Consider the following 19,501-nt stretch of genomic DNA (forward strand, 5'->3'; position numbering starts at 1 on the left):
TTTTACTCCTCTTTAAAGATATTGTTTTCTGCCGGAAAGGTCCGTGACTTGACATCTTTTATGTATTCCAAAAGCGCTGTTTCGATCTCTTCATTGAGATTTGCGTACTTTTTTACGAATTTGGGCACTTTGCCGTCATTTATTCCAAGCAAATCGTGCCAGACAAGCACCTGACCGTCGCAATATCTTCCAGCGCCTATTCCTATCGTTGGTATGGAAAGACTCTCCGTTATCGATTTGGCAGTCTCTTCAACTGTCAATTCAAGGACTATCGAAAAAATACCGGCATTCTCGAGAGATTTCGCAGATCTCATCATTCTCTCCTTATCCGGGCCTTTCCCCTGAACCCTGTAACCACCGATCTGGTTTACGGACTGGGGCGTAAGGCCTATGTGACCCATAACAGGTATGCCAGCATCCACAAGTTTTCTTACAAGTGAAGAAACTCTTTCCCCTCCCTCAACCTTGACTGCATTGGCGCCGGCCTTCATCAAACGTCCGGCATTCTTTATTCCTTCTTCATCGGAGATCTGGTAGGACATAAATGGCATATCACCAATTATGAATGAATTGGGTGCTCCACGCCTTACGGCCATGATGTGGCGTTCCATATCTTCCATCTCAACGTTAAGGGTAGATTCGTATCCCAACACCACATTTCCCAAAGAATCCCCGACAAGAATCATATCTATTCCGGCACGATCGCACACCTTCGCGCTGAAATAATCGTAAGCGGTTACAACCACTATTGGTTCCTTACCCTTCATCTGAAGAATTTTGAGAATGTTCAGTTTTAATCACCCTCTCTCTGAGAATCTGGGCAAATTTACCGTAGAGTATACCTATGTCTGGATCGAGATCCATCAATGCCATTCTTTCTGCCTCAACAAGGTGGTAATCTCCGCGCACCACAGGACCTGTGAGTGCTCCTCTTATTCCGAGAGACTGAACATTTTCAACTGCCTGCTTAGAAAGAAAAGTCGAAATCTCACGGGCAGTTTCGCTGTCTAAACCCGCCATTGAATACAATTCGTTCGATATTTCCTGAATACCGACCACAAAGTTCGAGGCAAAGACGGCCGCGACATGGTAGAATATCTTCTTTTCTTCGGCAATTTCGCTGAATTTTATACCAAGACTTCCAAAAAGTTCACGGATTATCTCCTTTCCTTTTTTGTTTCCGTCCATCACGAAATGGATTTCATTTATTCTTTCCCATATTCTCGAATTTGCAAATGAGGCATTTGGATGGATCGAAAACCTTCCAATTTCCATCTCGTCGCACTCTCTCAATATCGAAGAAGGATAAGCGCCGCTGAAATGTCCGACGGCCTTAACGCCAGCAAGTTTGTCTTTTACACCCAAAAAGATCTGCCTTATCCTGTCATCGTTGACGCCTATCAAAAGCACATCACATCCACCGATTTCATCGATCGATGACGGAATTCCATCTCCAATGAACTCAACGGCCCTCTTTGAAGAGTCCAAAGAGGAATTGACGACATGATTTATTTTGTGGCCCTTGCTTGAAAGGTACTTTCCAAAGGTCTTACCGACCCTTCCCGCTCCGATGATATCGAATACCAAATCTTAACTCCTTTCAAGAATGTAGTTGAACCTGTATATCAAATTCCGGCAAAGCCTTCTTCTGTACTCGGCACTTCCACGCACATCGTCTATGGGCTTAACACCGCTGTAAGCCATCATCGAAATCTCTCTTATCAAATCTTCGTCCAACTTTTTATCACGGGTGAATTCCTCTATTTCGTGCATTCTCAAAACAGTCGGTCCGACAGATCCAAAGGCGATCCTCATTTCTTTGACGATACCATCCTCAATTTTGAAAAGAGATCCAATACTCGCAATAGAGATTGTCATAGAATTCCTCTGACCAACCTTTTCAAAATACCTGTGTGTCCATTCTTCCTTCTCTATTATAATGCTCTTTACATACTCTTTGTGATCTAAAATGGTCTGGCCCGGCCCCCGAACGAATTCTCCCACCGAATACCTTTTCCCATTTGATACTTCCACTTTGGCATCCAAAAGGTAGAGGGCAAGAAGTCCATCTCCTGCAGGAGAAGCATTAATCAGATTTCCGACAAGCGTTGCCCTATTTCTTATCTGTGGAGATCCTATCGAATAGATCGCATCGTAAAGTATGGGAAATGCTTTTTTTACAGGCTCAAAATCCAAAAGTTCCGAATAGGTGACATTTGCGCCGATTATCAATTCTTTACCGTCAAAGCCGAGCGCGTGGAATGTTGGAACTCTCAAAGTGCTCACTATTTTAGATGGATTTATCTTTCCAATCCTCATTTTTACGAGGAGATCCGTTCCTCCTGCCATTATCATACTCTTTTCATCGTATATTTCATCTCTGAATTCTCTCTCATTTTTTGGCATGACAAATTTAGCCATCCTCACCAGCCCCTTCCAAATCTTCGGGAAGATCAACATCAAAAACACAGGATCGCGTCCATTCGAAGGTTAGATATTCACTCTTCATTATTAAATCCCTTAAACCTCTGTCTCCTTCTATTTCGTAAGCGCTTTTGAAATAATTCGATGGTATAAAGACCGGAAAACCCTTTATGCCGTTGAAATTGGGAAAGACTATTTTGTCCTTTGACAAACTTACGACCTTCTGGACGAGTTGAGAATCTATTTCGGGCATATCTCCCAAAAATATGATAACGTCTCTTCCGTTTGCCGCCGTAAGACCCAACTTTATCGAATTAGAGAGACCCAAATCCGGATTTTTGTTCAAAATTATCTCTAACTTTTTAACACTTATCTTTGAAAGATCCAATTTTTCAGAAACGATCAAAAATCCATTTGAAAAATTTTCTTCGACGACGTTTATCGTCCATTGAATTAAAGGTTTACCCTTGTAAGGGTAATTCAATTTCTGGACTCCAAACCTCCTGCTCTCTCCCGCCGCAAGGATTATGGGAATCAAACCTTTCCTGCCGCCTTCTTTACGGCCTCGATTATTCTAAAATATCCTGTGCACCTGCAAAGATTCCCCTCAAGTCCTTTCTTTATATCCTCTTCGGAAGGATGGGGATTTTTCATGAGTAGAGCCTTTGTAGACATTTCCATTCCGGGCGTACAAAAACCACACTGGACGGCTCCTATCTCCGCAAATGCTTCCTGGACGGGATCGAGTTTATCCTTACCAAGGCCTTCGGTCGTCAAAACATCCGTTCCGTCGAGTTCGGGCGCCAGCATAAGACACGAAACAACATTCTTACCGTTGACGATGATCGTGCAGGCTCCGCATTCTCCCTCGCCACATCCTTCTTTCACGCTTTTCATTCCTATTCTTCTTAGAAAATCGAGAGCCCTCTCATCTTCCTCAACATTTTCTTCTCTTTCCTCTCCGTTCAATTTGAATTTTATTATCATTGAAGCCTCCTATATTATCCCGCTCTTTCTTAGCGCATCCTTAACGCTTGATGGATCGGCCTTGACGTAATTGACCTGACCGGTGAAATTTCTCGCCGATCTTATGTCCTTAAGACCATTTCCGGTGATGAAAACAACGACACTTTTTCCGTGAAGATCCTTTGCGATCTTTTTAAGGCCTGCGTAGGCAGTCGATCCGGCAGGCTCGGCAAAAACACCGCTTTCGCGCGCGAGTTCGATTATGGCATGACCTATTTCTTCGTCCGTTACAGAAACGAAGTATCCTCCCGATTCTTTGACCCATTTGCATGCCTTCAAAACATCTCTTGGTTTTCCAACGCTTATACTGTCGGCGATCGAATGGGCATCTATATCGACAGGCTTATCGAAATGACCAGATTCAAAGGTTCTCATGACGGCGTTGGCTCCTTCGGCCTGTACACCGATTATTTGAGGAATCCTATCAGTAAATCCCGCCATCTTCATATCTTTAAATCCTTTGTATATAGAACTGACAACAGTCCCATCGCCCACACTTACAATCGCAACATCCGGCACATGGCCTATCTGGATGGGAACCTCCATCGATCCTGTCTTTTTGCCCTCGAGAAGGTATGGATTTATCGCAGAATTTCTCGTATACCATCCAAATTCTTCTCCTATCTCCATCGAAAGATCGAAGGCCTCATCGTAACTTCCATCTACGGCCATAACGGTTGATCCGTAAACCAAAAGTTGCGTTATCTTGGCCTCGGGAGCGGTTTTTGGCACGAAGATAACGCTCTTCATTCCAGAAGCCGCGCTTAACCCAGCCAGAGATGAGGCGGCATTTCCGGTAGAGGCGCAGTAGACGATCTCTTTCTTTAAGGCCTTTGCCTTTGATATCGCCATGGCCGTCGCCCTGTCTTTGTAAGAGGCCGTCGGATTTCTTCCATCATCCTTTATCCACAAATTTGAAAGGCCCAATTTTTTTGCCATCTCTTTTTTCTCGTAAATCGGCGTATTTCCTATAAAAAGTGGTACTTCGTAATCATTTCTTTCAAGGGGCAGAAGTTCTTTAAAGGCCCAAATACCCTTGGATCTGAGATCTTCCAAAGAAATATCGACCTTTGGATATTTCTCAAAGACAATCTCTAACGTGCCAAGTCTTGGACCACATTTTGGGCAGGTGTAGATATTCTCATCCGGATCGTAAGTGGAACCACAATTTAAACATCTCAAAAAATAACTCAATTTTCTATCCCCTTTCTTTTCAATTATATACCAAATAAAATTCAAATTCCGAATAGTCCGATCTCATTTGGAGCACAATTTTTTCATGAGTTCTTTTTCTATCTTTTCAATGTCCGTCTCTTCTGAATGGATACTTTGCATTATCGTGTCTATCTTTCTTCTTAAAAAAGACTGGGCATGGAAAAAGACTCTCTTTTTTCTTTTTGTCGCAAATGTGCCATCAGCCTTTATCCTTTCAAATCTCGAATCGAGTGCTTTTATCAAATCCTCCACTCCATCTCCGGTTATAGAATTGGCCAAGATGACCGGAATGTCTTTACCGCCGAACTTTATGATTCCCTCGAGTTTCGTCTTAAGACTTATCGAGGCCGGATTGTCAGACTTGTTAACAACAAAGATATCGGCTATCTCCATAATGCCGGCCTTCATCATTTGAATCTCATCTCCACCGTCTGGAGAAAGCAAAAGCACAACCGTGTCTGCGATATTTGCAACCTCTGTGTCCGACTGTCCAACTCCAACGGTCTCTATTAAAACCATGTCCATATCGAAAGTCTCAAAAGCGTCACAAACTTCGAAGATCGAAGGAGATAATCCTCCAAGCGCACCGCGGCTTGCAAAACTCCTTATGAAGACATTTTGATCCGTTGCGTGAGATTGCATCCTTATTCTGTCTCCCAAAAGCGCACCGCCGCTAAAGGGGCTCGAAGGGTCTACCGCTATCACTCCAACTCTTCTGTTGGATGATTTAGAAAGAATGGCATTTATGATGCTCGATTTTCCAACGCCCGGGCTTCCGGTTATTCCAACAACGTGGGCGTCTTTTCTTTGAAGACGGGATATTATCCTGTTTGCCGCGACGGGATCACTCTCGCAAATGGAGAGCAACTTCGCGAAAGATTTTCTATCCTTGGAAGAAATGCCATTTATGATTTGAGACTCAGATATTTGCATTTTCGAAGTATCCCTTTATTTTGTCGATTATTTCGGATGTGGGCGTCCCCGGGCCATAAACCTCTATAACACCGAGTTTTTTCAACTCGATCGCGTCATCTTCGGGTATTATCCCGCCGACAAAGACCGGTATTTTAGATCCCTTCTCCTTCAAAAGTTCGAGAATCTTAGGCACAAGTTTCATGTGGGCGCCCGAAAGGATTGAAACTCCGAGTATGTCAACGTCCTCATCTATGGCAGTTTGAACTATCTGTTCCGGCGTCTGCCTTATGCCTGTGTAGATGACCTCCATGCCCGCATCCCTTAAGGCTCTTGCTATGACCTTTGCACCTCTATCGTGACCGTCGAGACCCGGCTTTGAAATGAGTACCTTTATCATCTAAATTCCTCCTTTAAAAGATCACCGATTCTTTGTATTCACCGAAGACCTTCCTTAAAGTGTTCGAAATCTCTCCCACGGTAGCGTAAACCTTTACAGCATCTATTATAGGGTACATCAAATTCTCCGAAGTTTTTGCCGATCTTTCCAAATTATCGAGTTTTTCTTTGACGGCTTTATTGTCCCTTTTGGATTTCATCTCCCTCAATTTTTCTATCTGTTTTATCTCGAGAGCATCGTCTATTTTCAAAGTCTTACGAGGATTCTTTTCTTCTATGACGAATTCGTTGACTCCAACGATTATCTGATCTTTCGATTCGATCGCCTTTTGATATTCGTAAGCGCTGTTGGATATCTCCTGCTGGACATATCCAGACTCTATGGCATTTATCATGCCTCCTATCTCGTCTATGTGCTTTATGTACTCGAAGGCTTTTTTCTCTATCTCATCTGTGAGCGCTTCGACGTAATAAGATCCACCGAGAGGATCTACAGTTTTTGTGACGCCTGATTCATAGGCTATTATTTGTTGCGTTCTTAAGGCTATCCTTACAGAATCCTCGGTCGGAAGGGAAAGCGCCTCGTCCATTGAATTGGTGTGCAAAGATTGAGTTCCGCCTAACACGGCCGCCAGGGCTTGAATCGTAACCCTTATTATGTTGTTCTCCGGCTGCTGGGCCGTGAGCGTTGATCCGGAAGTTTGGGTGTGGAATCTCAATTTAAGCGCGTCTGGATCTTTGACGTTGAATCTTTCCTTCATGATCTTGGCCCACATTCTTCTTGCAGCCCTGAATTTGGCAACCTCTTCCAATAAATTGTTGTGAGAGGCAAAGAAAAATGACAATCTCTTTCCAAAGACATTCGGATCAAGGCCCGCTTCCATGGCAGTTTTGACGTACTCGATTCCATCGGCTATCGTGAAGGCAACCTCCTGAACGGCGTTGGCTCCCGCCTCTCTTATGTGATAACCGCTGACACTTATCGTGTTCCAAAGCGGCATCTCTTTCGAGCAAAATTCGAATATGTTGTTTATTATTCTCATCGATGGCTTTGGAGGGTATATATATGTGCCCCTTGCGATGTACTCTTTGAGAATGTCATTTTGAATCGTCCCGCGAAGTTTGTCCCTTTTGACCCCTTGTTTCTCTCCAACCGCTATGTACATTGCGAGCAAAATCGAAGCCGTGGCATTTATCGTCATCGAAGTGCTCACCTTATCGAGCGGTATTCCATCAAAGAGGATCTCCATATCGGCAAGAGAATCTATAGCCACGCCAACCTTTCCAACCTCACCCAAAGAATGGGGATCGTCCGAATCGTATCCTATCTGCGTTGGAAGATCGAAGGCTATCGATAACCCGCTCTGGCCCTGTTCGAGGAGGTATTTGTACCTCTTGTTGGACTCCTCTGCCGTTCCAAAGCCTGCGTACTGTCTCATCGTCCATAACTTTCCTCTGTACATCGTGTTTTGAACGCCACGCGTGTATGGAAATTCTCCGGGAAAGCCTATCTGAGAATAATCTCCAACGTCCAAAGGAGTGTATAGCCTCTTTACCTCATCAGACCACGTCGTCTTGAAATTCCCCTCTTCGGGATATTTCTTTATCAAAGACTCCGTTTGCTTTTCCCATGCTTCGTAAGATTTCTTTATCGACTCGTCCATCATCCTTCCTCCTCTTTCAAAGTTTTATCCTCAAGTACTATGTAGAGATTTCCTACCTTAAAGATCACCCTGTGATCTTTCATATCCGAAATTCGGGGTATGTATGAATCAACCTCGGACGGATCCTTCAAATAAACATAAGTTTCATTCGAAGAACTTACCAATCTCGATAGAATGATATTCCCGTTTTTGACGATGAACTCTCCCTCATAACTTTCTCCTTCCTTCAAAGGCCTATCGTAAGAAAAGGGAAGTTCATTTTTGCCATCCGTGGCAAAGATAAGGCCATCTTTTTCGAAGACCTGAAAGGTAACCCGTCCGTGGCCTCTTTCCATGACCTTTTCGAAGTCGTCCCCTTCTCTATCGAACAAAAGGTCAACGTATTGCCTTTGGAGTTTTATCTTTTCGGAAGGAGAATAATCTGGATAATTCTCGATGGGAGGCAAGGCTTTTCTTTCCTCGCTTCCGAATAACTGTTGCTGGATTATCTTAAGGCCGCCTTCGGAAAGATCCATAAGGCTTTCCATGTTATCTATAAGATACTTTCTATTCGGATCGGTTGAGTCGAAAGCGCCGCTTAACACGAGAATCTCGAGAGATTTAGAATTAACCCTTTTCTTCATTCTCGAGACAAAATCCAAAAAATTCTCGAACTTTCCACGTGTCCTTTCCTCCTCGATTATATGACCGAGATTTATTCCTATGCCTTTTATCGCGGCAAAACCCGTTCTCACATTTTTCCCGTCTGAATAGAAGAGAGTTTTAGATTCATTTATATCCGGCGGAAGGACCTTGACAGACAATCTTTCGAGTTCCCTTTTGTAAATTGACAATTTCGCCGGATCGGAGATATTCGAATTCATCAAAGATACCATGAAGTTGGCAGTCATTGTGGCCTTGAGATATGCAGTCCACGCGGTTATGTAGGCGTAAGCGACGCTGTGGGATTTGTTGAATCCATAGGACGCAAAATTACTTATGTTATCAAAGAGTTTTAGCGCCATATTCTCGCTGTAGCCCTTTGAGATGGCGCCACTTACGAACTTTTCCTTCAAATCCTGCATGAGGGCGGGGTCCTTTTTCGATATGGCCTTTCTGAAAAGATCTGCCTGACTTTCGGAAAAACTCGCTATCTCCATCGCGATCTTCATAACCTGTTCTTGGTATATTATCATTCCATATGTCTCGCCGAGGATCTTATCGAGACCGAACTCGTCCTTCATGACAGATCCGCCATGGCGTCGTCTTATGTACTCGTCCGCTATTCCGGAATATATTGGACCGGGCCTGTTAAGGCTCAAAAGGGCAATTATATCGTCGAAATTCTGGGGGGCTAATTTTTTCGTCAGTGCGCTGGCCGAAGCGCTTTCAAGTTGAAAGATGCCGGCCGTATTTCCACTCTTGAGAATTTCGTATATTCCTTCATGATCGATGGGAATATTCATAAGGTCTTCTCTGTTTACCTTTCCACCGAGCGTTTCTTTTATATTCGTAAGTGTCTTTAGTCCGAGAAGATCTATTTTTGTTATCCTAAGATCCGCAAGAGAGTCCATGTCGAATTCAGTTATCCATCTCTTCCCGTCAAAGGTCATAGGAATAAGATTCGTAAGATCTCTGTCAGAGAGAACAACTCCGGCCGCATGGATCGTCCTGTGATGGATAAGTCCTTCGAGTTTTAGGGCATAATCGACGAGAACTTTTACATCTTCGCTTTTTGAAATTCTTCGGAATTCCTGATTCTCGTTGATTGCCTTTTCGATAGAATCGTATCCCGATACCCTCCACGCAAGATCTTCTATGAGCCTTTCATTTACGCCCAAAGATTTCCCGGCAAGCCTTATGACGGCCCTCGATCCGAGAGTCCCATAAGATCCGACCTGGGCCAAATTGTTTGTCCCGTATTTTTGAGCAAGACCAAGGATAAGATCGTCTCTTGCACCGTCCTCGACATCTATGTCTATGTCTGGATCTTCCATTCTTGACTCATTCAAAAATCTCTCAAAGATCAAATCATATTTTAGTGGATCTATCGTCGTGATTCCGAGAAGATACGCAACCAAAGAAGAAACAGAAGATCCCCTTCCGGGGCCTATTAGGATTCCGGCCTTTTGAGCGTAATCTATTATCTCGGAGACGGTAAGAAAGTACCTGCAAAAGTTTTTGGATTCTATCAATTTCAATTCACGATCGAGCCGTTTTTTCCTATCTTCAGAAACCTTCGAAATCCTTCCTTTGAGCGTCTCGCAATCTTTTTCCGAAGAAAAAGGCAATTTTATATCGACGGCGAGATCGTATTCCTCACATTTTTCGGATATTTCAACCGTATTATCAACGCTTTGTGGAAGATCTCTAAAGATGACTTTCATCTCGCCGGCCGATTTTAAATAGTACTCATCGCTTCCGTAGGCAACATTTCCGTCCCATTTCATGTTCCTGTTCATCGAGACAAAAAGGCCGTGGGCGAGGGCATCTGCCTTTTTCAAGAAATGCACATCGTTTGTCGCGACGATCTTTATCTTAAGACTTTGCGCTATATCAACGAGTGTATTGTTAAGCGCGATTTGATCCTTAAGGCCGGTTCTCATTAACTCTATGTAAAAATCCTCTCCAAATCTTTCCCTGTAAGCGCGGGCAACCTCTTTTGCCCTCTCGATCTCGCCGTTAAGAATGAGGCGTGGTATTTTCCCGCTCATACAACCAGAAAGAACGATGACATCTTTCAACTCGAAGATATCTTTATCATCGAGAACCTTTGAATTTGCAAGGTTAAGGGCTTTTACAAGAGAAAGATAGCCATCTTTGTTTTTGGCAAGGACTGTAAGGTGGTTCCTCGTCTTTTCGTCTTTCACGTAAAGTTCGCATCCTATAACAGGCTTTATTCCGTATTTTCGAGCCGCGGACCAGAATTTGTGCACTCCACCCATTGTACCGTGATCCGTTATGGCCAAAGCGTCCATGCCAAGCGATTTGGCCTGATTCATCAGGTCATCTATTCTAACTGTAGAATCTCCGATACTGTACTCGGTATGAAGATGTAAATGCACAAATTTATCCATTAAAACACCTTCCCAATCAATTTTATAATAAATTTTTCTCAAAGTAAAATAATACATGGCTTGTAGCAGGTAGCGGGTGGCATGTGGCAGACGGTAATATAGATAATGTCATGCAAGGATGTTTCAAAAAGGACATTGTACCTTTACAAATTATTTCAAAAAAAATTATAGAATAAGGTGAGATAATATTCAGAAAGAGGTAATCCTATGGCCCTCGTAAGTGTCAGAAATTTGAAAAAAATTTACAAAAGCGGCGATCTTTCGTACGAAGCCTTAAAGGGCATGACCTTTGAAATAGAGATGGGAGATCTCTTTTTCATCTACGGTCCTTCGGGAAGTGGAAAGACGACATTGCTCAATTGCATGTCTGGAATAGACGATGCAACCTCTGGAGAGATAATAATAAAAAATGTGGATCTCTCAAAATTGCCTGACGATAAAAAGACCGCATTCAGGGCCGAAAACATGGGATTTGTCTTTCAGGAATACAACCTTATAAATGTGCTCACTGTCAAAGAGAACGTTGCCCTTCCATTGCTCGCGCGCGGATGGCCGGAGAAGAAGGCAAACCAAAAGGCCATAGATGTCCTGAAAGAAAATGGCCTTTTGCACGTCGTAGACAAATTTCCATCCCAAATAAGCGGTGGAGAAAGGCAAAGAGTGGCCGTCGCAAGGGCAATTGCCGGAGAGCCGATGATAGTCTGGGCAGATGAGCCGACCGGCGCTCTCGATACGAAGACATCCTTTATGGTTATGGATTTCATAAAATTCTTAAATGAAAAAAACAAACAGACCTTCGTAATAGTTAGCCACGACGAGAAGATACTCAAATATGCCACGGCCTACATAAGAATAGACAGTGGAAGAATAGAGAGTTTTGAAAGAATAAGAATGCCATTCGAAAAAGTAAAAGAGTTATAAATCAGGCCTTACGGCCTGATTTTTTAAGGATTTATAGTTGTTACGTACGTGAATTGACCATTTACGACCTCATTTACAACTGCGGATTTTATAGCATTTCCACTTGAATCTATCGTTATATATCCTGTAACGCCTTCAAAATCCTTTGTGCTTCTTATCGCCTGATTTATCTTTGCAGGATCGGTCGAATTTGCCCTTTCGATTGCATTGACCAAAACGGCGTAGGCATCAAATCCAAGGGCAGCGAAGGCCGAAGGAAGGGTTTTGTACATCTCCTGGTACTTTTTGACGAATTCCTTTCCCAGTTCTGTCGACGGGTGCTCTGCGTTAAAACTTGTCGTGTAATAAAGACCGTTGACGGCGCTACCGCCTATCGTCACAAGTTGGGGAGCCTCTGCTCCATCGCCGGCAAGTAATGCACCTGTATATCCGAGTTGTCTTGCCTGACGTGCTATGAGTGCTATTTCGGGATAATATCCGGGGATGTAAAGCAAATCTGGATGGTGGCTTAGCGCGTCGGTAAGTTGAGCGGTAAAGTCCTGATCTCCCGACTGGTAATACTCTTTGTAGATCTTTCCTCCACCATTTGTGAAGTCTTTGACGAAGAAATTGGTAAGACCGACGCTGTAATCCTGGGCCACATCCGTAAAGACCACGGCCGTTTTGGCCTTGAGGTAATTAAGGGAAAAGACTGCCGCCACATGGCCCTGGAAGGGATCGATAAAGCACACCCTCGATATGTACTGCTTTCCTTGGGTAACAAGCGGATCGGTAGATGTCGGTGAAAGCATCGGCACATGGGCCTTTTCGGCTATCGATCCTCCTGCCATCGTGTTCGAACTTGCGAGTTCTCCTATTATGGCGACAACGTTGTTAAGAGAGATAAGCCTGCTGACGACATTTGCCGCTTCAGTTTTGTCAGATCTGTTGTCTGCAAGGATCAAATCAACCTTTTGACCCAAAACTGTTGGAAAGAATTGCTGGGCCAAAAGTACTCCCTCGTAAGTTTGCTGGCCGAATGCGGAAATTCCTCCCGTCATAGGAAAGGCAACCCCTATCTTTATATCCCCTCCCATCACAACCAAAGCGAAAAGTGTTAGTACGAGAAACACAAAAACCTTCTTCATCTTCAAATCCCTCCTTTGAAATAAAAAAGCCACGCTAAAAGCGTGGCCTGACCGGTTTAGACAGTCAGGCCATCTTTATTATCACCACCATTTTATTTGAATTCATCTTTATTCTCCTCACTCTTATAATTTGATTTCCAAAATTTTAACATTTAACAATTTTGAAGTCAATTAAAAACTCATTAAGGATGTTAAAAGCGATTTAAGAATCACAGACGAATAACTTTCATTCCCTATTTGCCATTCGCCAGATTAAAGTTTTAAAAAATTATGCCGATAATTAGATCGGATTCCGGAATCCAAACAAGGAAGTAAAAAAGATCACATGGAGGTGGATTTATGCAGATTAACCAGAATATCCCTGCCCTTCAGGCATGGATGGCTGTGAATAACACGAATAACGCGCTACAGACGACAGTCCAGAGATTGTCCACAGGCTACAGGATAAACAGCGCGGCAGACGACGCCGCGGGATACGCGATAACCGAAAAGATGCTCGGCCAAATAAATGGCCTCAACACCGCGATTCAAAACTCCCAGAATGCCATAAGTTTGATTCAGACCGCATCGGGAGCGTTAACGCAGGATCAGGCAATTTTACAAAGAATGAGAGAACTCGCAGTCGAGGCAGCAAACGACACGAACACGACCTCTGATAGACAGCAAATCCAGCAGGAAATGAACCAACTCGTCAAACAGATCGACCAGATAAGGAATACAACCCAGTTCAACACTCAGGTACTTCTGAACGGAAACCTCAACTACACAGGCGCATCCGGTACGGCAACGCTTGTAAATCCTTCAAGTAACATCGTTTCAGCAACGATATCGGGGTCTGGATCAAGCAGAGCCGTTAATGTAACGACAACGCTTACCATAAACACGATAACAACCGGAACGGCAAGCGCTCCAAACGCGGTCCAGGTCTATTATAATGGACAACTTCTTAATCTCTCTACATCAGCGGCAAACAACCATTCTGCTGGTGCTTATATAACAAGCATAAATTCTAACGAAGTAACGGTCTACATTTCTGGCTCAGGACATGCAACCACAGTAGGCATTTCTTTACAAAATATGGGAACTCTTTCTGGTTCAGGAGTTTATACCTCTGCATCGACGGCCGCTTACAGCGTTGTCAACACCGGCGCGGTAAGGCTCGATGCTGCCAACGATCCAACTGGAAAATTAAACCCTGCGAATATGGAACTCGTCTTCCAGGTCGGAGCCAACCAGTCACAGACAGTCTCTCTCGGCCTTAACGATATGGGCGCTCAGGCTCTCGGACTTGAATCAACGACACCATCTACAACATTCGATGCACAGGCTGCGACGAACACAAACCTTGGAAATGGTTTCTACTCGACAATAGACGTGACAACCCAGGCCGGTGCACAGGCTGCGATCTCCATAATAGACAACGCAAACCAGGTCGTCTCGACAGAGGCCGCAAAACTCGGTGCGTTGCAAAACAGAATAACTGACATCACGAATAACCTCCAGACCTCATCGACAAACCTCACATCGGCCGAAGGTACTATAAAGGATGCGGACATGGCGAAGGAACTCATGACTTACTCAAAGCAGCAGATACTCTTGCAATCTTCGATGGCAATGCTTGGCCAGGCCAATGCCAACCCGCAGCAGATATTGAGACTTTTTACGAACCTTCCATAATAACGTAGATTTGACCAAAAGGGCCGAAAGGCCCTTTCTCCATTTTCCATCCGCCTCCAGTTACCCTTCATCTGATATAATGTCTTTGAGGTGATTTATGAAATCTGGATTCGTATGTGTTGCCGGATCGCCAAGCGTCGGTAAGTCGACGATAGTCAATGCCTTGGTAGGAGAAAAGGTCTGTATAGTCTCTCAAAAGCCCGGGACGACGAGAAACAGGATAAACGCAATCCTTACTTTAAAGGATGCACAGGTTGTCTTTGTCGATACTCCCGGTATTCACAAGCCCCTTCATTTGATGGGAAATTACATGTTAAAAATAGCGATCTCGGCTCTCGAGGGCAACGATTTGATCCTTTTCGTCCTTTCGGCCTCAAAGGTTGGAAGGTCAGACATCATGGTTGCGCAAAAACTTCGAGACTTAAAGGTTCCGATCTTTGGCGTTATAAACAAGATGGATATCGCAAATAACGCTATGGTCGAGAAGGCAAGAGATATCCTCAAGAATTTGACAGATGAGATCTTTGAAATCTCGGCATTGAAGGGAGAGACGAACAAACTCCTTGATAGGATTATCTCCTTTCTTCCCCAGGGGCCAAAGTATTATCCCGACGATATCGTAACTGACAGGCCACTTTCTTTTATGATATCCGAGATCGTAAGGGAGAAGATCTTCGAACTCACCCGGGAAGAGATTCCGTATTCGACGGCCGTCGACATAGATCAGATAGAAGATGAAGAGAATCTCACAAGAATTTACGCGACGATTCTCGTTGCGAAGGATTCGCAAAAGGGCATAATACTCGGAAAAAATGGTAGAATGATAAGAGATATAGGGACACTCGCAAGAAAGGACATAGAGTACCTTATCGACAAACATGTCTTTCTTTCGCTGCACGTCAAGGTCAAAGACAAATGGATAGAGGATCAAAAGATCTTAAATCAGATATTCGGAGATGAGTTGCGCTGATAGATCTAAATTGCGATGCGGGCGAAGGCTTTGGAATTTACAATTTTGGCGTGGACAAAGCGCTTTTTGAATATGTAACCTCTGTCAACATCGCGTGCGGATTTCATGCGGGCGATCCTGTAACGATTGGAAAAACCGTCGAGATGGCCATTCAAAAAGGCCTTTGCATAGGTGCGCACCCTTCATTTCCAGATTTGATGGGCTTTGGAAGAAGAGAGATGAACTTATCTTTTGAAGAAATAAGAGATTACGTCATGTACCAAATCGGCGGCCTTTACGCCTTTGCAAAATCAAAAAAGGCAAGGATAACCCATGTCAAGCCGCACGGCGCAATGTACAATATGGCCTTCAAAGACGAAAAGATAGCCCGCGGAATCGCCGAGGCCATCTATCTTTTTGATCCTTCACTCGTCGTTGTGAGCCTTCCGGAATCAAAACTTCTCTCGATTGCCTCTGATTATGGCCTTAAGACAGCGCGCGAAGGCTTTGCGGACAGAAATTACAACGACGATGGAACCCTTCTTTCGAGAAAATATCCAAATGCAGTCATAGAGGATCCCGAAGAGATCGCCTCGAGAACGTTGTCCATGGTAGATGGAAAGATAAGAAGTATAAGTGGAATGGAGATAAATATAAAGGTAGAGACGATATGCATCCATTCAGATTCTCCTAATGCCGTTTCAATTGCCAAACGCGTAAGAGAAGAGTTCGCAAAGCATGGAATAGAGGTAATGGGCCTTGGTAATTGAGGAGATGGGAGAGCGCGCGATCATAGTCAAATTTTCGGACGAAATATCGTCAAGTGTTCACAAAATAATCTTGGCGATCGATAGGTTTTTGACAAAATCAAAGCCTCCCGTTGAGTGGATTCCATCTTACACGTCCGTTACCATATTCTACGATCCAGAAATCATCAGTTGCGAAGAGATCGTCGGAATAATTAAAGAATTCAAGTACGAAGAGATAGAAGAAAGCGAAAAGGAGATTATAGAGATACCCGTTGTGTACGGCGGAAAGTACGGGCCTGATATAGAGTTTGTAAGTGATTTGAACGGAATGACTGTAGATGAGTTCATAAAATTTCACTCTTCTTTCATCTATGAGGTATGGATGATGGGATTTATGCCAGGCTTTGCATACCTTTACGGATATTCAGGATCGAAGATTCCAAGACTTGAAAGGCCGAGGAAGTCCGTCATTGCTGGAAGCGTTGGGATGGCGGGGAATCAGTGCGGGATATATCCCTTTGACGGCCCGGGAGGATGGAGAATTATAGGAAAGACAGAATTGAAAATCTTCGACATACAAAAAATGCCTCCATCTCTTGATCTTGGAAAGAGAGTGAGGTTTATTCCACTCTAATGGCGCGCCTTGTCGTAATTGATCCCGGAATTCTTTCGACAGTTCAAGACTCTGGACGTTTCGGTCTTGCAAGGTACGGAGTCCCCCATTCTGGGCCGATGGATTGGATATCATTTGAGATCGCAAATTTACTTGTCGGAAACAAAAGGGACGATCCCGCAATAGAGATAACGGGCAATTTCGAGGCCATTTTCGAAGGGGAGACATCCGTCTCGGTCGTGCCCGGAAGAATTATTTTGAATGGAGAATATCTCGAAAGGTTTGGCACATTCCACGTCAGAGGCGGGGACATTTTGAAGGTCTTAAACGATCGCGGCTTTAGATCATACCTTGGTCTGAAAGAATTGAAAATCGAAGAGGTGCTCTCGAGCAAATCCACATGTCTGCCGGCAAAATTTGGAGGATTGAATGGAAGAAAATTGATGGCCGGAGATGTTATAGAGTGCGGGAATGCGGACATAAAGGATAGAACCTTAGAATGTGAAATGGACTGGATCTTTGGAAATGTCGCAAGAATTGTGAAAGGGCCTCAGTGGGATCTTTTGAAAAATCCTAACGCTATCGAGTCCGAATATGTAATCTCTTCGGACAGCAACAGAATAGGGTACAGACTCATAGGTGAAAGGTTAAGCCTCGAATCTTACGAGATCGTTTCGGAAGGAATGACGGCCGGCGCAATTCAAGTGCCTCCGGATGGACTTCCCATCGTCATGATGGCCGATCATCCAATGACTGGAGGGTATTCCAAAATTGCCAACGTTATATACGCAGATCTTCCAGTTCTCGGACAGAAAAAGCCATCGGACAGGATAAGGTTTGAAATGGTAGATTTGGACCTTGCAAGAAGGCTCTATTTCAAATACAAAGAATGGATAAGAGAGATAGAATTTTCACTTTGCAATTCTTTAAAGGATCTCTACCGTGTAAATGTGAATGGGAAATATTTTGATGTCGAGGTGAAAGAGATTGACGATTGCGGTGGTTGGAGACATAAATACCGATTACATAATAATGGTTGATCACATTCCCGATTACGATGGAGATATAGAAATAGAAGATTTAAAGATAACCGGAGGAGGATTTGGATCGAACACGGCGTATGCTCTCGCCCGCCTTGGCGATGAGGTTTCTCTTTTCGGATACGCCGGAGAGGATGTAAATGGAGAGATAGCGCTCGGTGATCTCAAAGGATATGTCGATTTGAAAGGGATTGTAAGGTGTGCAAAGACGGGTGTGTGCTTTAGCATCGTCGATAAAACCGGAGTAAGGCGCCTTATGACGTACAAAAAAGACACGGGCTGTGATAAATCATTCGATATCGAGGCCATAAAGCGCGCAAAATGGATTCACCTTGCGGGCCTTGACGTTGAAAGGGCAAAGGAACTTTCCAAAAAGGTAAGGATATCGAGTTGGGATCCCGGAATGCCATTTCTTTCTTCTCTCGACGATCTTGGTCCTTTTAAAAAGATCGAATATGTTTTGATCAACCTAAAGGAATTCGAAATCTTTCGAAAGTTTCCAGAATGGACCTTGTTCGAAAACCTCATCGTAAAGATGGGAGAGAATGGTGTAAGATATTTCAAATACGGAAAGGTCTTCAAAGAAATTCCCGCATTTCATGTGAAAGTTGTTGATTCAACGGGTGCTGGAGATATCTTTAATGCGGCCTTTATCCACTCCATGATCGCAGGATACGATATCTTAAAAGCGATAGAGTTTGCATCCGCTGCGGGAGCAATCTCTGTAACAAAGATCGGGGCAAGAAATGTTCCGCAAAAAGATGAGATAGAAAAATTTTTAGAAGAGGTGAAAAGATGAACGAGTTTATCGATCTTTCGTCTAAGGTCAAAGATGCAATCGATAATGGAATTCCCGTTGTATCCCTCGAGTCGACGATAATATCCCATGGTATGCCGTATCCCAAAAACATAGAGACTGCCCGTGCACTCGAAAGGATAGTCGAGAAGAATGGGTGCGTGCCTGCCACGATAGCGGTATTAAACGGGAGAATAAAGATAGGCCTGAAGGATGAGGAGTTGGAATTTTTGGCAAGATCGAAGGATATCCTTAAATTGAGTAGAATGGATCTGCCTTACGCCGTCGCGAAGAAATTGAATGGCGCAACGACCGTGGCGGCCACGATGCTTTGCTCCCACATGGCCGGCATAAAGGTCTTCGCAACGGGTGGAGTTGGCGGAGTTCACAGGGGGGTGGCCGAGACCTTCGATATCTCTGCAGACCTTGTCGAACTTTCCAAAACTCCGGTCATAGTCGTCTCGGCTGGAGTTAAATCCATACTCGATATTCCCAAAACCCTCGAAATCTTGGAGACTTTGGGCGTTACCGTTTTGGGATATAAAACGGATTATTTTCCGTCCTTTTATTCGCACAATAGCGGATCGAAACTTTACATGCGCGCCGATTCTCCCCAAGAGGTTGCGAATCTCTTCAACGCGAAGTTGAAGATGGGCCTTTCGGGAGGCATCTTGGTTGCAAATCCCATAGAAAAGTCGAAGGAGATACCCAATGACGTGATAGACGAAAAGATAAATTTGGCACTCAATGAGGCAAAAAAATTGCATATATCCGGAAAGGCTGTAACTCCATTCTTGCTTTCCAAGATCGTCGATTATCTTCCCGAAGCGCTCGAGGCAAATGTCGAACTTGTTAAAGCGAATGCCGAACTGGCCGCAAAGATATCTAAATCATTTTGATACAAAAAATTCATTGAACCAAATCCAAAAAGGT

The 19,501-nt window shown here is 43.9% G+C and carries 19 protein-coding genes; 8 read left to right on the top strand and 11 right to left on the bottom strand.

Features of this window, described 5'->3' with window-relative positions; genetic code table 11:
- Nucleotides 1-2: 2 nt before the first annotated feature.
- The 10 genes from panB to ATHSA_RS08820 all read right to left on the bottom strand — a co-directional run bounded on the left by panB (nt 3) and on the right by ATHSA_RS08820 (nt 10,696).
- The gene (panB, locus tag ATHSA_RS08775) at nt 3-791 is read right to left on the bottom strand and encodes a 3-methyl-2-oxobutanoate hydroxymethyltransferase (RefSeq protein WP_161849000.1); all 789 of its coding nucleotides are present in this window, start codon (nt 789-791) and stop codon (nt 3-5) included.
- The gene (locus ATHSA_RS08780) at nt 757-1,587 is read right to left on the bottom strand and encodes a Rossmann-like and DUF2520 domain-containing protein (protein ID WP_161848719.1); all 831 of its coding nucleotides are present in this window, start codon (nt 1,585-1,587) and stop codon (nt 757-759) included. Before ATHSA_RS08780 ends, panB begins: the two co-directional genes overlap by 35 nt.
- A gap of 3 nt (nt 1,588-1,590) precedes the next feature.
- Nucleotides 1,591-2,421 carry an FAD binding domain-containing protein gene (locus ATHSA_RS08785; RefSeq protein ID WP_161848720.1) on the bottom strand — a complete coding sequence of 277 codons (831 nt, stop codon included), beginning with the start codon at nt 2,419-2,421 and terminating at the stop codon, nt 1,591-1,593.
- Nucleotides 2,414-2,962, bottom strand: a complete 549-nt coding sequence (locus tag ATHSA_RS08790) for a nucleotidyltransferase family protein (protein WP_161848721.1) — start codon at nt 2,960-2,962, stop codon at nt 2,414-2,416. The genes ATHSA_RS08785 and ATHSA_RS08790 overlap by 8 nt, the downstream gene beginning before the upstream one ends.
- Entirely contained in the window at nt 2,959-3,411 is a 453-nt protein-coding gene (locus ATHSA_RS08795; protein WP_161848722.1) for a (2Fe-2S)-binding protein, read from the bottom strand. Before ATHSA_RS08795 ends, ATHSA_RS08790 begins: the two co-directional genes overlap by 4 nt.
- A 9-nt stretch (nt 3,412-3,420) precedes the next feature.
- The gene (thrC, locus tag ATHSA_RS08800; RefSeq protein ID WP_232060083.1) at nt 3,421-4,632 is read right to left on the bottom strand and encodes a threonine synthase; all 1,212 of its coding nucleotides are present in this window, start codon (nt 4,630-4,632) and stop codon (nt 3,421-3,423) included.
- Between the two features lie 75 nt (nt 4,633-4,707).
- Nucleotides 4,708-5,598 carry a methylmalonyl Co-A mutase-associated GTPase MeaB gene (gene meaB / locus ATHSA_RS08805; RefSeq protein WP_161848724.1) on the bottom strand — a complete coding sequence of 297 codons (891 nt, stop codon included), beginning with the start codon at nt 5,596-5,598 and terminating at the stop codon, nt 4,708-4,710.
- The gene (locus ATHSA_RS08810; RefSeq protein WP_161848725.1) at nt 5,585-5,977 is read right to left on the bottom strand and encodes a cobalamin B12-binding domain-containing protein; all 393 of its coding nucleotides are present in this window, start codon (nt 5,975-5,977) and stop codon (nt 5,585-5,587) included. Before ATHSA_RS08810 ends, meaB begins: the two co-directional genes overlap by 14 nt.
- A gap of 13 nt (nt 5,978-5,990) precedes the next feature.
- Nucleotides 5,991-7,643: an acyl-CoA mutase large subunit family protein gene (locus ATHSA_RS08815; RefSeq protein ID WP_161848726.1), complete on the bottom strand. Its 1,653-nt coding sequence runs from the start codon at nt 7,641-7,643 to the stop codon at nt 5,991-5,993.
- Nucleotides 7,640-10,696 carry a DNA polymerase III subunit alpha gene (locus ATHSA_RS08820; RefSeq protein ID WP_161848727.1) on the bottom strand — a complete coding sequence of 1,019 codons (3,057 nt, stop codon included), beginning with the start codon at nt 10,694-10,696 and terminating at the stop codon, nt 7,640-7,642. Before ATHSA_RS08820 ends, ATHSA_RS08815 begins: the two co-directional genes overlap by 4 nt.
- 207 nt (nt 10,697-10,903) lie before the next feature.
- Between ATHSA_RS08820 and ATHSA_RS08825 the strand changes: the two genes are divergently transcribed.
- The gene (locus ATHSA_RS08825; RefSeq protein ID WP_161848728.1) at nt 10,904-11,617 is read left to right on the top strand and encodes an ABC transporter ATP-binding protein; all 714 of its coding nucleotides are present in this window, start codon (nt 10,904-10,906) and stop codon (nt 11,615-11,617) included.
- 23 nt (nt 11,618-11,640) lie between these two features.
- Here the strand turns inward: ATHSA_RS08825 and ATHSA_RS08830 are convergent, their stop codons facing one another.
- A complete protein-coding gene (locus ATHSA_RS08830) occupies nt 11,641-12,744 on the bottom strand; it encodes an ABC transporter substrate-binding protein (RefSeq protein WP_161848729.1) in 1,104 nt (367 codons plus the stop codon).
- Nucleotides 12,745-13,083: 339 nt separating this feature from the next.
- Here ATHSA_RS08830 and ATHSA_RS08835 point away from each other — a divergent pair, with 339 nt between their 5' ends.
- The 7 genes from ATHSA_RS08835 to ATHSA_RS08865 all read left to right on the top strand — a co-directional run bounded on the left by ATHSA_RS08835 (nt 13,084) and on the right by ATHSA_RS08865 (nt 19,467).
- Nucleotides 13,084-14,421, top strand: coding sequence for a flagellin N-terminal helical domain-containing protein (locus tag ATHSA_RS08835; RefSeq protein ID WP_161848730.1), 1,338 nt, complete (start codon nt 13,084-13,086; stop codon nt 14,419-14,421).
- Nucleotides 14,422-14,518: 97 nt separating this feature from the next.
- On the top strand, nt 14,519-15,391 hold the full coding sequence (gene era, locus ATHSA_RS08840; RefSeq protein WP_161848731.1) for a GTPase Era: 873 nt from the start codon (nt 14,519-14,521) through the stop codon (nt 15,389-15,391).
- Nucleotides 15,388-16,140 (top strand): LamB/YcsF family protein, encoded by a 753-nt coding sequence (locus tag ATHSA_RS08845; protein ID WP_161849001.1) that lies wholly within the window; start codon nt 15,388-15,390, stop codon nt 16,138-16,140. Before era ends, ATHSA_RS08845 begins: the two co-directional genes overlap by 4 nt.
- Nucleotides 16,130-16,753 carry a 5-oxoprolinase subunit PxpB gene (gene pxpB, locus ATHSA_RS08850; RefSeq protein WP_161848732.1) on the top strand — a complete coding sequence of 208 codons (624 nt, stop codon included), beginning with the start codon at nt 16,130-16,132 and terminating at the stop codon, nt 16,751-16,753. The genes ATHSA_RS08845 and pxpB overlap by 11 nt, the downstream gene beginning before the upstream one ends.
- A complete protein-coding gene (locus ATHSA_RS08855; RefSeq protein ID WP_161848733.1) occupies nt 16,753-17,772 on the top strand; it encodes a 5-oxoprolinase subunit C family protein in 1,020 nt (339 codons plus the stop codon). The genes pxpB and ATHSA_RS08855 overlap by 1 nt, the downstream gene beginning before the upstream one ends.
- Complete coding sequence (locus ATHSA_RS08860) at nt 17,720-18,571, top strand: carbohydrate kinase family protein (RefSeq protein ID WP_161848734.1); 852 nt, start codon at nt 17,720-17,722, stop codon at nt 18,569-18,571. The genes ATHSA_RS08855 and ATHSA_RS08860 overlap by 53 nt, the downstream gene beginning before the upstream one ends.
- A complete protein-coding gene (locus ATHSA_RS08865) occupies nt 18,568-19,467 on the top strand; it encodes a pseudouridine-5'-phosphate glycosidase (RefSeq protein WP_161848735.1) in 900 nt (299 codons plus the stop codon). Before ATHSA_RS08860 ends, ATHSA_RS08865 begins: the two co-directional genes overlap by 4 nt.
- The last annotated feature ends 34 nt before the right edge of the window (nt 19,468-19,501 follow it).

The sequence above is a fragment of the Athalassotoga saccharophila genome (assembly GCF_009936215.1).
GTDB lineage: Bacteria > Thermotogota > Thermotogae > Mesoaciditogales > Mesoaciditogaceae > Athalassotoga > Athalassotoga saccharophila.

Coding starts and splice junctions, on each gene's coding strand:
- ATHSA_RS08865 (WP_161848735.1), top strand. CDS start 18,568: ATGAACGAGTTTATCGATCTTTCGTCTAAGGTCAAAGATGCAATCGAT.
- ATHSA_RS08815 (WP_161848726.1), bottom strand. CDS start 7,643: ATGATGGACGAGTCGATAAAGAAATCTTACGAAGCATGGGAAAAGCAA.
- ATHSA_RS08810 (WP_161848725.1), bottom strand. CDS start 5,977: ATGATAAAGGTACTCATTTCAAAGCCGGGTCTCGACGGTCACGATAGA.
- ATHSA_RS08855 (WP_161848733.1), top strand. CDS start 16,753: ATGGCGCGCCTTGTCGTAATTGATCCCGGAATTCTTTCGACAGTTCAA.
- era (WP_161848731.1), top strand. CDS start 14,519: ATGAAATCTGGATTCGTATGTGTTGCCGGATCGCCAAGCGTCGGTAAG.
- ATHSA_RS08785 (WP_161848720.1), bottom strand. CDS start 2,421: ATGGCTAAATTTGTCATGCCAAAAAATGAGAGAGAATTCAGAGATGAA.
- ATHSA_RS08830 (WP_161848729.1), bottom strand. CDS start 12,744: ATGAAGAAGGTTTTTGTGTTTCTCGTACTAACACTTTTCGCTTTGGTT.
- ATHSA_RS08820 (WP_161848727.1), bottom strand. CDS start 10,696: ATGGATAAATTTGTGCATTTACATCTTCATACCGAGTACAGTATCGGA.
- meaB (WP_161848724.1), bottom strand. CDS start 5,598: ATGCAAATATCTGAGTCTCAAATCATAAATGGCATTTCTTCCAAGGAT.
- ATHSA_RS08835 (WP_161848730.1), top strand. CDS start 13,084: ATGCAGATTAACCAGAATATCCCTGCCCTTCAGGCATGGATGGCTGTG.
- ATHSA_RS08795 (WP_161848722.1), bottom strand. CDS start 3,411: ATGATAATAAAATTCAAATTGAACGGAGAGGAAAGAGAAGAAAATGTT.
- ATHSA_RS08825 (WP_161848728.1), top strand. CDS start 10,904: ATGGCCCTCGTAAGTGTCAGAAATTTGAAAAAAATTTACAAAAGCGGC.